Genomic DNA, 12,919 nt, shown 5'->3' with positions numbered 1-12,919 from the left:
ATTATATCCTTATACTTAAGCCTTGATTTTTAAGATAAATTTTTAATTCTTTAATGTCTATAAGTTTTTGATGAAAAACAGAAGCAGCTAAAGCCCCATCTATACCTAGTTTAAAAGCTTCTAAAAAATGCTCCATTTTTCCCGCTCCCCCGCTTGCGATCAAAGGTACTTTACAAATTTTATATACAGCTTCTAATTGTTCTAAATCATAGCCATTTTTAACACCATCTTGATTCATCATATTTAAAACAATTTCGCCTGCACCTAGATCTTGCACTTCTTTAACCCATTCTAAAGTGCTTTTTCCACTATGCTTGCTTATTTTTTCATCGCCTGTGTATTGAAATACTTTTAAATTTCCATTTTTATCTTTGAAGCTATCAATCCCTACTACTACGCATTGCACGCCAAAGCTTTTAGCAAGGCGTGTGATTAGGCTTGGATCATTTAAAGCAGGAGAATTGATAGAAATTTTATCTGCCCCATTAGCTAAAAGTTCAGCTGCATCTTCTTCGCTTTTAATACCCCCTGCAACACAAAAAGGAATGTTGATATTTTTTGCTACTTCACTTACCCATTCTCTTGATATGCGTTCTTTTCTAGCACTTGCAGCAATATCATAAAAAACAAGCTCATCAATACCATTTTGAGAATAATACCTAGCAAGCTCTATGATATCTCCCATATCTTTATGGTTTTTAAATTGTGTTCCTTTTACTACTCTGCCATCTTTGACATCTAAACATGCAATTATGCGTTTTGTAAGCATCTTATCCCTTCTTCTACGCTAAAAACTCCGTCTAATAAAGCTTTTCCTACGATAACCCCACTACAAATTCCTTTTAAGTTTTCAAGGTCTTTTAAGCTCGCTACTCCACCACTTGCCTGAATGCAAATATGAGGAAAAATTTCATGGATAAGTTTGTAAAGTCTTACATTTACTCCTTGCATGGTGCCATCTTTTGAAATATCTGTGCAAAGTATGTGTTTTAAGCCTTTATTGCTATAAAAATCTAAAACTTCCATAAGCTTTTTATCGCTTGCTTCTTGCCAAGCATTTACAGCCACAACATAATCCTCTTTCAAAATCGTATCTAAGGCTAAAACTATAGCTTCGCTACCAAATTCTTTTAAAATTTCAAGACATAAAGTCGCATCTTTAATCGCCATAGATCCTATAACTACTCTTTTTACTCCACAATCAAGCAAAGCTTTAACTTCTTCTTTAGAGCGTATGCCTCCGCCTACTTGTAAATTGACACTGACTTCTTTAGCTAATTTTTCTATCAAAGCAAGTTGTCTTTTGCTAGGATCTTTTGCACCTGTAAGATCTACAAGATGAAGTTCTTTCGCTCCTGCTTTTTCGTATTCTTTGAATTTCTTTAAGGGATTGTATTTATATACTTTTTTTTGTTCGTAATCCCCTTTTACAAGACGCACCACTTCGCCATCTATAAGATCGAGTGCGGGTATGATTTGAGTCATCCTATATCCTTAATAAAATTTGAAATTAAAATTTCTCCCGCTTCACTGCTTCTTTCAGGGTGAAATTGCACCCCGTAAAAATTATCTTTCATTACGCTTGCGCTAAATTTTTGCGAATACTCGCAATCTGCTATAGTGTATTCCCCAAGTCCTACACAATAACTATGCACAAAATAAAAATAAGCCCCTTCTAAACCTTTAAACAAAGCATGAGAGCTACGAACTTGATTCCATCCCATATGTGGAAAAGTCAAGCCTTCTTTAGCTTTAAATTTTTGAGTTGTAAAATCTATAAGTTTTAAGGTTTCTTGATTTAATTCTTCAGAAAAATTTCCTAAAATTTGCATACCTAAACAAATACCAAGCAAAGGTTTTTTGGTATTTTTAAGAAAATCAATAAGATTAAATTGTTCTAAATTTTTCATCGCTTCTTTTGCGGTACCCACTCCAGGTAAAAAAAGCTTATCCGCACTTTCAAGCTCTTTTAAATCCCTACTGATAGTTGCATTAAAACCTAATCTATCCAGACAAAATTTCAAAGATGCTAAATTCGCACAGGCTGTATCAATGATGATGATTTTCATATCACTCCTTCAGGATTTATAAAATTTTTATACTCATATCTTAAAGAATCGATACTTATAAAATTTTCATTCTTAAAAATATAAAAATAACTCCAGCCATTATGATTTTCTTTGTTTAAATATTTTGCTGCCATTTTATGTATGCTTAAAATTTCGTTCTCATCGCTTACTTTATTACCATTGACTAAATAACAAATATAATTTTTATTTTTATCATAGAATTTTTCATTTTCACTTAAAAATCCAGCATTCAAAAGCTCTTCTAAACTTACTTTTGGGGGTTTTGTTTCGAGTTCGTTTCTAGTAATTTCATTGTCAATTATATTTATTTGTTTAATTCGAGATTCTGCTATTTTAACATAAAATTTCTCTTGCTCTATACCTATATAATATCTCCCTAATTTTTTAGCAATAGCTCCTGTAGTTCCAGTGCCAAAAAAAGGATCTAAAATTAAATCCCCTTTTTTTGTACTCGATAAGATTATTTTTTCAAGCAAAATTTCAGGTTTTTGAGTAGAGTGAATTTTTTTACCATCTATTCCTTTTAATCTTTCATTCCCTATACAGATTCCTATATTCCAAACTGACTTTTCTTGTTTATTGTTATTTAAAAATTTCATAGTTTTATAATTAAAAGTATATTTTGAATTTTTATGTTTAGAACACCAAATAAGAGTTTCATGGGAATTGCAAAATCTTGTCCCTTTAAAATTTGGAACAGGATTTGGTTTGTTCCAAATAATATCATTTAGAATCCAAAAGCCCAAATCTTGCATTATATATCCTAGTCTAAAAATATTTTGAAAAGATCCTATAACCCAAATACTTGCATCGTCTTTTAAAATTCGTCTACATTCGCTAAGCCAAATTTTACAAAAATCATCATAGGCTTTTAAAGATTCAAATTTATCCCAATCATCATTTACACCACTAAAAACTTTACCATTGGTTCTTAAAAGTTCACCTTGTGTTTGCATAAAATAAGGTGGATCTGCAAAAATCAAATCAATGCTTTTATCCGGAATGGTTTTTAAAATTTCTAAACAATTACCTTGAAAAATAATATCCTTTTGCATTATTATAAACCTTTTAAGTTTTTACCTGTTGGAAAAAGTTCTTTTCTAAGTTCTACAAATTCTTCTTTGTTGGAAAGTAGCTTTTGTATTAATTTTGGATAATTTTTCTTAGTTTTTAAAAGTGCATTTTTTATTTCTTCACTTATATCAAAATCTGGAACATTTAAAATATCCTTACTTCTTTCTTGTTTGTTTTTCTTAAGATGTGAAATAAGTTCATTGTAAATATCTATTCTTTGAAAAAGATTTTCAAACAATTCTTTTCCATAGAAAATAAAAATGTCAACTTTTTCATCTGTATTGTTGTTAATTTGTTCTTCATAAAATTTTTTATTTTTCTTCAAACTATCATCACTAAACCACATACAAGCAATAATGCGATAATTTGAGAATTTTTGTTTTAAAGCTTTGATTTTTTTAATTAAATTTGCATATTGTCCTCGTTTTTTTGTACTATCATGATCATCTCTAATTTTTTGTTCAATAAGGTAAATATTATATTCATCATTGAAAACTTGATCGGCATTAAGTTTATTATTTTCTTCATCAAATCCTATATTTTTATCTAATGCTTTATATCCCATTTCAATAATATATTCACTTAAAATCTCTTCAATAAAATCACCAAATTTAATTTCACAACTTTGAGTTATATTTTGTATCAGTTTTGTTTTAGCATTTGTAATCCTAAATAATCCTATATAGCGTTTAGGGTTATTTAGTACTGTAAGTAGAATTTCATAATTTAAATCTTCACCAAAAATTTTTGCATCAAGTTTATTTTTAAAATTTTGATAAGTCATATCACTCCTTTAGAGCTGGCTAAATTTTCACTTTCTATTTTTACTGCCATTTTCAAAGCTTTTGCAAAGGCTTTAAAAAGCCCTTCGGCTTTATGGTGATCGTTTTTACCTTTAACTTTTAAATGCAAACTCACACCCATAGCATAGCTTAAAGAATAAAAAAAGTGTTCGATCATTTCTGTGCTTAAAGCTCCTAAATGAGATTTTTTAAATTTGGCTTTATAGACTAAATGAGGACGATTGCAAAAATCCATCGCACAACTTGCCAAACACTCATCCATAGGTAAAGCAAAACCATATCTTGCAATGCCGATTTTATCCCCTAAAGCTTTTTTGATACAAGCTCCAAGTGCTAAGGCTACATCTTCAACGCTATGATGCTCATCGATTTCTAAATCCCCTTTGCAAGAAATTTCAAGCCCTATACCTCCATGTACAGCGATTTGCTCTAACATGTGATCAAAAAAATCAATACCTGTTTTAATGCTAACCTTGCCCCCATTTAAGCACACTTTTACTTTTATATCTGTTTCTTTAGTAGTTCTTTGATAACTCGCACTTCTAAAAGAACTTAAAATTTCATTTTCTATTTCTTTCCAAGAAAGTTCGCCGTATCTTAAACCACGCACACTTAAATTTGAAGCTAAGATCATATCACTCTCACGATCTCCTATAACAAAACTTTGCTCCTTGTTATAAAGTTCGTGTTTGATATATTCTTCTAACATAGCGGTTTTAGGTTTTCTACAAGCACAATTTTCATTTTCAAAATGCGGACAAATAAAAATATCTTGAAATTCTATACCACAACTTTTTAAAATATCAAGCATTTTTTCATGAGCGATTTCAAAATTTTCCTTTGGAAAACTTGGCGTTCCAAGACCATCTTGATTGCTTACCATGACAAATTTAAATCCAAAATTTTTTAGTTTTAAAAGAGTAGGAATAGCATCTTTTTCAAAACGCAATTTTTCAAGAGTATCGATTTGAAAATCGCTTTTTGGCTCCTCTATTAAAGTGCCATCTCTATCTATAAAAAGGATTTTTTGACTCATTTTAAGCTCTCTAAACGAAAAGTTACTGCATTTTTGTGTGCATCTAAATGCTCATTTTGTGCTAAAATTTCAACACTTTTACCTAAAGCTAGAAAGCCTTCTTTGCTTAGCTCTTGAACGGTCATTCTTTTACTAAAATCTGCCAAACCTAAACTAGAATGCGTTTTAGTAAGTCCATAAGTAGGTAAAACATGATTAGTCCCACTTGCATAATCACCCATAGACTCTGGAGAATAAGCTCCTAAAAATACCGATCCTGCGTGTTTCACACCTTTTAAAAGTTCTCGTGGATTTTGAGTTTGTATGATCAAATGTTCAGGAGCGTAAAGATTTGAAATTTCTAAGGCTTGATTTAAATCTTTAGCTATGATAATGCGTGAATTAGCAATGCTTTTGCTTGCAAGCTCTTTGCGAGGCAAAAGTTCTAATTGACTTTGGACTTCATCGCTTGTTTTTTTAGCAAAATTTTGACTTAAACACACCAAAATCACTTGAGAATCTGCACCATGTTCAGCTTGTGAAAGCAAATCACTAGCTACAAATTTTTCATTAGCCAAATCATCAGCTATTACTAAAACTTCACTAGGTCCTGCTTGCATATCAATAGTCGCTCCGTTTATATCGCTACTTACTTGGCGTTTTGCTTCGGTTACAAAGGCATTTCCTGGGCCAAAAATTTTATCCACCTTTAAAACACTTTGCGTACCGTAGGCCAAAGCTGCTATAGCTCCTGCACCGCCCATTTGATAAATTTCATCCACGCCACAAAGCTTGGCACAAAAAAGCACGGCATCATTGATTTTTGCAGGACTTGCTAAAACGATTTTTTCACAACTTGCAATTTTTGCAGGGATAGCTAACATTAAAACCGTTGAAAACAAAGGTGCTAAACCCCCTGGTATGTAAAGTCCTACTTTTTCTATAGGGCGTGTTAAAACCTCACATTTAACGCCTTTTGTAGTTTCAAGAGCGATTTCATGTGGGATTTGGGCTTCGTGGAATTTTTTGATATTTTCATAAGCTACTAAAATAGCGTCTTGTAAATCTTTATCCAAACGATTACTTGCTTGAGTAATTTCTTCTTGAGTGATTTTAATATTAGAAATTTCAGCCTTATCAAATTTTAAAGCTTGTTCTATCAAAGCTTCATCGCCTTTTTCTTGCACTTCTTTAATGATAGAACTTACTATTTTTGAAATTTCATCTTTCGCACTTATAGCAGGGCGTTTTAATGCTTCTTCTTTTTGTTTTTCATCTAAATTATCATATACTAAAATTTGCATTTTTTACTCACTTTAACATTTTTTCTATAGGCAGAACCAAAATCGAACTCGCACCTTCTTCTTTTAAAGCCTCCATGGTTTCCCAAAAAAGATTTTCTTTACTTACCATATGTAAAGCTACATTTTTTTCATCGTGTGCTAAAGGTAAGATGGTTGGTCTTTCAACTCCTGGAAGTAGGGCTTGAATTTTATCAAGCTTTTGTTTTGGAGCATGAAGCATAATGTATTTAGATTCTCTTGCTTGCATTACTCCTGCTACACGCAACATAATTTTATCCACTAAGGCTTGTTTTTCTTTACTTAAAGCATTTTCTTTTTGAATCAAACAAGCACGAGATTCATAAATGACTTTAACTTCTTTAAGATTGTTTGCTTGTAAAGTTGCCCCGCTTGAAACAAGATCGCAAATCGCATCGGCTAAATTTGCCCTAGGGGCTACTTCAACAGAACCTGTAAGCATACAATTTTTATAATTAATTCCATTTTCTTTCATAAAACGCTTTAAAAGTTGTGGATAAGAAGTAGCTATCCTTAAGCCTTCAAAATCTTTCAAATTTTGAAATTTATTTTCTTGAGGCAAGGCAAGAGAAAGACGGCAATATCCAAAATCCAGCTTTTTTAAAAGCTTATAGCTTGGATTTTCTCCTAAAGACTGGCGTTCAAGTTCATTTTCTTCTAAAACATTTTCCCCTATAATGCCTAAATCTACAACACCATCAAAAATAAGCCCAGGGATATCATCATCTCTAACGCGTAAAATATCTATGGGTAAATTTGTAGAAAAAGCGATCAAACTTTGTTCATGGATATGTATTTTAACACCACATTCTGAAAGAAGTTCTATAGATTCTTTTGAAAGTCTGCCTGATTTTTGTATCGCAATGCGTAAACGAGTGTTTTCTTGCATAACATATCCTTGAAATTAAAAATTAAAAACTTATATTAGCATAAGTAGTTGAATTTTTAGCAAGGGTTTTAGAAAATAAATAAATTTAATTTTATTTAAAATAATTATTTAAAACTTTTTATTTTTAGGATATTTAATTGAAGTATTAATCCTAGCAAAAGCTAGGATTTGATTAAGCTACAAATTCGATGAAAGCCATTTCAGCAGCATCACCACGGCGAATTCTTGTTTTGATGATTCTTGTATATCCACCATTGCGATCTTTGAATTTTGGAGCAATTTCAGTTACTAATTTATTAGTAGCGTTTTTATCTTGTAATGAAGCAAAAACTGCTCTATGAGCGTTAAAATCTCCAAGTCTTGCTCTAGTAATCAATCTTTCTACATAGCCTCTTAATTCTTTAGCTTTTGGTAGAGTAGTTTCGATTTTTCCGCTATTTACTAAAGCTATAGTTAAATTTTTTAATAAGGCAGCACGATGAGATGAAGTTCTGCCAAGTTTTCTATATCCATGTTTATGTCTCATTCTTTATCCTTCGTTTTGTGCTTTTAATTCTGCGATTTTATTTTTAAGTATTTCTTTATTATCGCTAAGCTTAGAAGTTCCCACAGGAAAACCTATGCTTTCCATGATGTTTTTAATTTCATCAAGAGATTTTTTACCTAAATTCTTAAGCCCTGCAAGTTCACTTACACTCATCAAAGCAAGCTCGCCTATGTAAACTACTCCTGCTTTTTCAAGACAATTATAACTTCTAGCACTTAAATTTAAATCTGTAATGTTTTGCAATAATTTAGTATTTTCTAGTTCATTGCTTGTTGCTTGATTTTTAATTACACTTCTAACATTGGTAATTTTATCAAATACTGATAATTGTTTATACATAGCTTCTAGAGCATTTTGAAAAGCTTCATTTGGAGTGATTTGTCCATCAGTTGTTACGGTTAAAACCACTTTTTCATAATCAGGATTATCTTCAAATAAAACTTTTTCAATATCATAGGTTGCTTCTCTTACAGGTGTAAAGAAAGCATCTAAAGCTATAAATTTAGGATCATTTATAAGCTCTTTAATTTCTTCGCTTGGTACATAGCCAATACCTTTTTCAACGATCAATGTGAATTTGAGTTCAGCATCTTCGTTGATTGTTGCTAGATAGGCGTCTTTATTTACTACTTCTACTTGATCATTATTTAGATCTTTGCCGTAAATTTCTTTTGAGCCTTTAAAGCTAAATTCTACTATTTCTTTATTTGATTCGCCTTTAATTTTAAAGCGTAGTTTTTTTAGATTAATGATAAAAAGTGCTACATCTTCAAGCATACCACGCATGCTATCAAATTCATGAGCTACGCCATCAATATGGATCGCAGTTGGAGCATATCCTATGGTGCTAGTGTAAAGCAAACGGCGTAAAGGATGGGCTAGGGTGATTCCATAGCCGATCTCAAAAGGCCAAGCACTGATTTTAGCCACAGTATCACTAATGTTTTCTATTGTAAATTCTGTTGGCGTATAAGCAGATGTTGTAATATTTCTCATATTTAGCCCCTATTACTTAGAGTAAAGCTCAACGATAAATCTTTCCTCAACCGGAATGACAACTTCTTCTCTTTCAGGTTTTCTTGTGAAAATTCCAAATCTCTTATCTTTTTCAACATCAACCCAAGCAACGATTCCAGTTTGTGCTGTAAGTTCGATAGCTCTTGTTATTTGAGGATTGTTTTTGCTTTTTTCGATGATTTCGATTTTAGCACCTGCTTCTACTCTAAAGCTAGGAATATCCACTCTTTTACCATTTACTAAAACATGTCCATGTGTTACAAGTTGTCTTGCAAAACGACGTGTTGTAGCAAAACCCATTCTATATACCACATTATCTAATCTTTGTTCTAAAAGCTGGATAAGTAATACCCCTGTATTTCCTTCTCTTCTTGCTGCTTCAGCAAATAAACGACGGAATTGCTTTTCGCTTACTCCATACATAAATTTAGCTTTTTGTTTTTCTCTTAATTGAAGTCCATACTCACTAATTTTACCTTTTCTTGCTCCGTGTTGTCCTGGTGCATAAGGGCGTTTATCTAGTGCACTTTTGCCAGCTAGTCTTCTTTCTCCTTTTAATGCTAAGCTAACACCAAAGCGTCTTTCTAATTTTTCTACTGGTCCTCTATATCTTGCCATAATATTCTCCTAAATTTTTCTTATATCTTAGACACGACGACGCTTAGGCGGTCTGCAACCATTGTGAGCTAATGGAGTGATATCTTTTAAGAAAGTTACTTTGATTCCTTCCATAGCACCTACACTCTTAACAGCAGTTTCTCTACCGCTTCCTGGTCCTTGTACTTTAATGCCTACTTCTTTAATTCCGTGTTCTTTTGCTTTATTTAAAGCGTCTTCTACTGCTTGTTGTGCTGCATAAGGAGTTGATTTTTTAGAACCTTTAAATCCTAAACCACCTGCACTACTCCAAGCGATAGCATTTCCCATTTCATCAGTTACTGTAACCATAGTATTGTTAAAAGTCGCACTGATATAAACAATACCTTTTGCTATATTTTTTTTAACTACTTTTTTCTTTACGATTTTTCTTTTTGCCATGATTTATCCTTATGATTTTGCACCAACAGTTTTTCTCTTACCTTTTCTAGTTCTTGCGTTTGTTTTTGTTTTTTGTCCGCGAACTGGTAAGCCTTTTCTGTGTCTTAAGCCCCTAAAGCTTCCTAGATCCATAAGTGCTTTAATATCCATAGCAACTTGTTTTCTCAAATCCCCTTCAACCATATAGTTTTCTTGAATTTCTTTACGGATAGCTGCTGCTTCATCTTCACTTAACTCATGAACTCTTTTATCATAAGAAATTCCTACTTTATCTAGAATTTTTCTTGAAGTGAAAAGTCCTATACCATAAATATAGGTTAGTCCATACTCAATTCTTTTTTTCTTTGGTAAATCCACACCTGCAATACGAGCCATGTTTATCCTTGTCTTTGTTTATGTTTTGGATTTTCGCAAATAATGCGAACCACGCCTTTACGGCGAACTACTTTGCACTTGTCGCACATCTTTTTAACCGATGGTCTCACTTTCATGAGCGTCTCCTTGAATGAATTCCACTTGATTTACGACTACATCAGGTTTTATGAATAACCAACTATTTTCAAAATAAGTGGTGGATTTTAAAAATACTTCTTCATATAGTTCGATGTAATTTGTCGCAAAAACTCTAATTTTATCTAAAATTAGCTTTTAAATAACTTAGATTATTTATATCTAAAAGTTATACGCCCTTTATCAAGGCTATAAGGTGTAAGTTCTACTTTTACTTTATCACCTGGCATTATTCTTATATAATGCATACGCATTTTTCCTGCAATATGACATAAAATTACATGTTTGTTGTCAAGTTCAACCTTGAAATTTGCATTAGGCAATGCTTCAAGTACGGTGCCATCAATTTCGATTACATCATCTTTTGCCAAAATTTTCTCCTTTCATGAAATAAAAAGGCTATAATTTTAGCAAAAATTATTAAAATTTTTACTTAATTTTTAGTAATTTTTAAGTAATTAATCTAAAAATTTAGGTTCGATAAAAGGCACATGAGTCCCTATAACTTTGAGTTTTCTTTCTTTAAATTCCTTAAGTAGTTTTTCCCTTGTTTGTATAGCCTCATTTTGATCTATATCAAATTTTATAGCGATTTTAGGTTTTGGGATTTGTATATCATAAAGATGAAGTAAATCTCCCCAAAAGACTATTTTATCATCAATTATTATAGCATTTTGTCCTGGGGTATGTCCATAAGCAGGTATGGCTTTAATGCCTGAATTTTGAAAAATCAAATCTTTAGAGTGGTTAATAAATTCTATATTTTTAAGTTTAAGCAAGGTGTTTTTAATTTCTTGTCTATCGCTTTTGATCCAAAAATCATATTCTTTTTTATCGATTAAAATTTGAGCTTTTGGAAAAAGATTTTCTTCGCTCATTAAAGCTCCTATATGATCAGGATGCGCATGTGTTAAGATAATATGAGTGATATCTTTAAAATCGGTTTTGTGGATATGCAATTTTTCTTTTAATGTGTCAATAGTATCTAAAAACCCTGTGTCTATTAAAGCATTAAAATTTGGATTTTTTATCAGAGCAATATTATGCTCATTTCTTTTGATTTTTGTGCGAGTTTTTTCTATAAAATTTTTATCTTCATCGTTTTGCGGCACTAAAAAAGAAAATAATAAATTTAAAAATTCATCATCAGATTGTTTAAGTGAGATTATATGGATTTGATTTGAATTTTTACTTGTGGTTTTTTCTTCTAAAAAATAAAGATTGGTTTTTAAAAGGGTGGTTATAAAATTAAACATATTTATCCTTAAATTTTTTAGATAATATTTTGGAAATGATTATAGTATAATAAAAACAATGTTTTTAAAATTTAAGGTAATTAATCAATGAGAAAATCAAAATTTGGAATAAAGGAAATTAAGATCTTAGGACTTTCTTCACTAGGAGGAACTTTAGAATTTTATGATTTTATTATTTTTGTCTTTTTTGTTGAATATATAGCCAATGTATTTTTTCCTAAAGATATGAGTGAATTTTGGGCTTTATTAAATACTTATGGAGCATTTGCAGCTGGATATTTAGCACGTCCTTTAGCGGTATAGTTATGGCACATTTTGGAGATAAATTTGGGCGTAAAAATATGTTTATGCTAAGTATTTTATTAATGGTTCTTCCTACCTTTGTCTTAGCTTTTATTCCAGGTTATGAAACTCTTGGGTTTTTAGCTCCTGTTTTATTGATACTTGTAAGAATTTTTCAAGGTATAGCTATAGGTGGAGAATTGCCTGGAGCTTGGGTTTTTGTAAGAGAACATTGTCAAGAAAAACAAAAAGCTTTCTTTTTAAGCTGTTTAAATTCAGCTATGGCTTTAGGAATTTTGTTAGGAAGTATAGTATTTTTAATCATTAATGCTTTTTTAGTATAGAAGAAATTGCTGCTTATGCATGGCGTATTGCTTTTTTTGTAGGTGGAATTTTTTGGGATTATTTCTATTTATTTGCGTAGATTTTTGCAAGAAACTCCTGTTTTTAAACAAATGAAAAAAGAATCATCGCTTAGTTCTTTTCCACTTAAAGATTTATTTAAAGAAAAGGATATTGTAAAAAATTTATTTTCATCAATGATGATGACTTGGGTTTTAACAGGTTGTGTTATTGTGCTTGTTTTATTGATGCCTAAATTTATGCCTAGTATTTTAAATTTAAGTGGGGTTGAAGGAAGTTATTTACAGATATTAGGAATTTTGGGAATAGCTTTAGGCGGGGCTTTTATGGGTTATCTTGTAGATAAATTTGGTTTATTTAAAATTTGCATTTTCTTTTCTTTAACTTTTGTATTTTTTTCTTTTTTATATTTTTATGCTTTATACGAGCTTAAAAATTTGGTTTTGGTGTGTATTTTGTATTCGATTGTTTGTTTTTTAGGTGGGATTAATGTGTTTGCGCCTATTTTAATGAGTGAAGTTTTTAGAGCTAAAATAAGATTTTCAGGAATTTCTTTTTCTTATAATATTGCTTATGCAATTTCAGGCGGTATTACTCCGCAACTCGTTTTTTGGCTTAATACACTCGCGAGTAAAAATGAAAATCCATTTTTATACGGTATGAGTATATATATGATTTTTTAGCGTTATTGGCTATTTGTGCTGTTTTTATAG

At 31.2% G+C, this 12,919-nt stretch carries 17 protein-coding genes and 1 pseudogene; 2 read left to right on the top strand and 16 right to left on the bottom strand.

Translation table 11 applies throughout. The annotated features are described in order from the left end of the window. Position 1: 1 nt before the first annotated feature. The 16 genes from hisF to ELQ11_RS06200 all read right to left on the bottom strand — a co-directional run bounded on the left by hisF (position 2) and on the right by ELQ11_RS06200 (position 11,561). Positions 2 to 769 (bottom strand): imidazole glycerol phosphate synthase subunit HisF, encoded by a 768-nt coding sequence (gene hisF / locus ELQ11_RS06275; RefSeq protein WP_052858814.1) that lies wholly within the window; start codon positions 767 to 769, stop codon positions 2 to 4. Further along, positions 751 to 1,485 carry a 1-(5-phosphoribosyl)-5-[(5-phosphoribosylamino)methylideneamino]imidazole-4-carboxamide isomerase gene (gene hisA, locus ELQ11_RS06270; protein ID WP_063674823.1) on the bottom strand — a complete coding sequence of 245 codons (735 nt, stop codon included), beginning with the start codon at positions 1,483 to 1,485 and terminating at the stop codon, positions 751 to 753. Before hisA ends, hisF begins: the two co-directional genes overlap by 19 nt. Continuing rightward, entirely contained in the window at positions 1,482 to 2,069 is a 588-nt protein-coding gene (gene hisH / locus ELQ11_RS06265) for an imidazole glycerol phosphate synthase subunit HisH (protein WP_002871277.1), read from the bottom strand. Before hisH ends, hisA begins: the two co-directional genes overlap by 4 nt. Beyond that, positions 2,066 to 3,145 carry a site-specific DNA-methyltransferase gene (locus tag ELQ11_RS06260; RefSeq protein ID WP_052949840.1) on the bottom strand — a complete coding sequence of 360 codons (1,080 nt, stop codon included), beginning with the start codon at positions 3,143 to 3,145 and terminating at the stop codon, positions 2,066 to 2,068. The genes hisH and ELQ11_RS06260 overlap by 4 nt, the downstream gene beginning before the upstream one ends. A gap of 2 nt (positions 3,146 to 3,147) precedes the next feature. Then, complete coding sequence (locus ELQ11_RS06255; protein ID WP_002871275.1) at positions 3,148 to 3,948, bottom strand: HpyAIV family type II restriction enzyme; 801 nt, start codon at positions 3,946 to 3,948, stop codon at positions 3,148 to 3,150. Next, positions 3,945 to 5,003: a bifunctional histidinol-phosphatase/imidazoleglycerol-phosphate dehydratase HisB gene (hisB, locus tag ELQ11_RS06250; RefSeq protein ID WP_070283780.1), complete on the bottom strand. Its 1,059-nt coding sequence runs from the start codon at positions 5,001 to 5,003 to the stop codon at positions 3,945 to 3,947. Before hisB ends, ELQ11_RS06255 begins: the two co-directional genes overlap by 4 nt. Continuing rightward, positions 5,000 to 6,286 carry a histidinol dehydrogenase gene (gene hisD, locus ELQ11_RS06245; protein WP_002871273.1) on the bottom strand — a complete coding sequence of 429 codons (1,287 nt, stop codon included), beginning with the start codon at positions 6,284 to 6,286 and terminating at the stop codon, positions 5,000 to 5,002. Before hisD ends, hisB begins: the two co-directional genes overlap by 4 nt. A gap of 7 nt (positions 6,287 to 6,293) precedes the next feature. After that, on the bottom strand, positions 6,294 to 7,193 hold the full coding sequence (gene hisG, locus ELQ11_RS06240) for an ATP phosphoribosyltransferase (RefSeq protein ID WP_052949833.1): 900 nt from the start codon (positions 7,191 to 7,193) through the stop codon (positions 6,294 to 6,296). 172 nt (positions 7,194 to 7,365) lie between these two features. Next, entirely contained in the window at positions 7,366 to 7,719 is a 354-nt protein-coding gene (rplQ, locus tag ELQ11_RS06235; RefSeq protein ID WP_002851332.1) for a 50S ribosomal protein L17, read from the bottom strand. Between the two features lie 3 nt (positions 7,720 to 7,722). Beyond that, entirely contained in the window at positions 7,723 to 8,736 is a 1,014-nt protein-coding gene (locus ELQ11_RS06230; protein WP_002855748.1) for a DNA-directed RNA polymerase subunit alpha, read from the bottom strand. A gap of 12 nt (positions 8,737 to 8,748) precedes the next feature. Then, the gene (gene rpsD, locus ELQ11_RS06225) at positions 8,749 to 9,375 is read right to left on the bottom strand and encodes a 30S ribosomal protein S4 (RefSeq protein ID WP_002856574.1); all 627 of its coding nucleotides are present in this window, start codon (positions 9,373 to 9,375) and stop codon (positions 8,749 to 8,751) included. A 27-nt stretch (positions 9,376 to 9,402) separates the two neighbouring features. After that, entirely contained in the window at positions 9,403 to 9,795 is a 393-nt protein-coding gene (rpsK, locus tag ELQ11_RS06220) for a 30S ribosomal protein S11 (protein WP_002779544.1), read from the bottom strand. Positions 9,796 to 9,804: 9 nt separating this feature from the next. Continuing rightward, on the bottom strand, positions 9,805 to 10,170 hold the full coding sequence (gene rpsM, locus ELQ11_RS06215; protein ID WP_002800121.1) for a 30S ribosomal protein S13: 366 nt from the start codon (positions 10,168 to 10,170) through the stop codon (positions 9,805 to 9,807). A gap of 2 nt (positions 10,171 to 10,172) precedes the next feature. Continuing rightward, on the bottom strand, positions 10,173 to 10,286 hold the full coding sequence (gene rpmJ / locus ELQ11_RS06210) for a 50S ribosomal protein L36 (protein WP_002781429.1): 114 nt from the start codon (positions 10,284 to 10,286) through the stop codon (positions 10,173 to 10,175). 171 nt (positions 10,287 to 10,457) lie between these two features. Beyond that, positions 10,458 to 10,676, bottom strand: a complete 219-nt coding sequence (gene infA / locus ELQ11_RS06205; RefSeq protein ID WP_002781436.1) for a translation initiation factor IF-1 — start codon at positions 10,674 to 10,676, stop codon at positions 10,458 to 10,460. Positions 10,677 to 10,763: 87 nt separating this feature from the next. Next, positions 10,764 to 11,561 carry an MBL fold metallo-hydrolase gene (locus ELQ11_RS06200; protein ID WP_002871271.1) on the bottom strand — a complete coding sequence of 266 codons (798 nt, stop codon included), beginning with the start codon at positions 11,559 to 11,561 and terminating at the stop codon, positions 10,764 to 10,766. An 87-nt stretch (positions 11,562 to 11,648) separates the two neighbouring features. On the opposite strand from ELQ11_RS06200, the gene ELQ11_RS10480 reads away from it, so the two are divergent. Both ELQ11_RS10480 and ELQ11_RS06195 read left to right on the top strand, forming a co-directional pair. After that, positions 11,649 to 11,864, top strand: coding sequence for a hypothetical protein (locus ELQ11_RS10480; RefSeq protein WP_347876376.1), 216 nt, complete (start codon positions 11,649 to 11,651; stop codon positions 11,862 to 11,864). A 2-nt stretch (positions 11,865 to 11,866) separates the two neighbouring features. Further along, positions 11,867 to 12,889 (top strand): annotated as a pseudogene (locus tag ELQ11_RS06195) (MFS transporter). The last annotated feature ends 30 nt before the right edge of the window (positions 12,890 to 12,919 follow it).

The organism is Campylobacter sp. US50a, from assembly GCF_004379015.1.
In the GTDB taxonomy this organism is placed as follows: domain Bacteria; phylum Campylobacterota; class Campylobacteria; order Campylobacterales; family Campylobacteraceae; genus Campylobacter_D; species Campylobacter_D jejuni.
Note: the sequence above shows the minus strand (reverse complement) of the source record. Positions and strands in the feature narration are given on the sequence as shown.

Coding starts and splice junctions, on each gene's coding strand:
- hisF (WP_052858814.1), bottom strand. CDS start 769: ATGCTTACAAAACGCATAATTGCATGTTTAGATGTCAAAGATGGCAGA.
- hisA (WP_063674823.1), bottom strand. CDS start 1,485: ATGACTCAAATCATACCCGCACTCGATCTTATAGATGGCGAAGTGGTG.
- hisH (WP_002871277.1), bottom strand. CDS start 2,069: ATGAAAATCATCATCATTGATACAGCCTGTGCGAATTTAGCATCTTTG.
- ELQ11_RS06260 (WP_052949840.1), bottom strand. CDS start 3,145: ATGCAAAAGGATATTATTTTTCAAGGTAATTGTTTAGAAATTTTAAAA.
- ELQ11_RS06255 (WP_002871275.1), bottom strand. CDS start 3,948: ATGACTTATCAAAATTTTAAAAATAAACTTGATGCAAAAATTTTTGGT.
- hisB (WP_070283780.1), bottom strand. CDS start 5,003: ATGAGTCAAAAAATCCTTTTTATAGATAGAGATGGCACTTTAATAGAG.
- hisD (WP_002871273.1), bottom strand. CDS start 6,286: ATGCAAATTTTAGTATATGATAATTTAGATGAAAAACAAAAAGAAGAA.
- hisG (WP_052949833.1), bottom strand. CDS start 7,193: ATGCAAGAAAACACTCGTTTACGCATTGCGATACAAAAATCAGGCAGA.
- rplQ (WP_002851332.1), bottom strand. CDS start 7,719: ATGAGACATAAACATGGATATAGAAAACTTGGCAGAACTTCATCTCAT.
- ELQ11_RS06230 (WP_002855748.1), bottom strand. CDS start 8,736: ATGAGAAATATTACAACATCTGCTTATACGCCAACAGAATTTACAATA.
- rpsD (WP_002856574.1), bottom strand. CDS start 9,375: ATGGCAAGATATAGAGGACCAGTAGAAAAATTAGAAAGACGCTTTGGT.
- rpsK (WP_002779544.1), bottom strand. CDS start 9,795: ATGGCAAAAAGAAAAATCGTAAAGAAAAAAGTAGTTAAAAAAAATATA.
- rpsM (WP_002800121.1), bottom strand. CDS start 10,170: ATGGCTCGTATTGCAGGTGTGGATTTACCAAAGAAAAAAAGAATTGAG.
- rpmJ (WP_002781429.1), bottom strand. CDS start 10,286: ATGAAAGTGAGACCATCGGTTAAAAAGATGTGCGACAAGTGCAAAGTA.
- ELQ11_RS06200 (WP_002871271.1), bottom strand. CDS start 11,561: ATGTTTAATTTTATAACCACCCTTTTAAAAACCAATCTTTATTTTTTA.
- ELQ11_RS10480 (WP_347876376.1), top strand. CDS start 11,649: ATGAGAAAATCAAAATTTGGAATAAAGGAAATTAAGATCTTAGGACTT.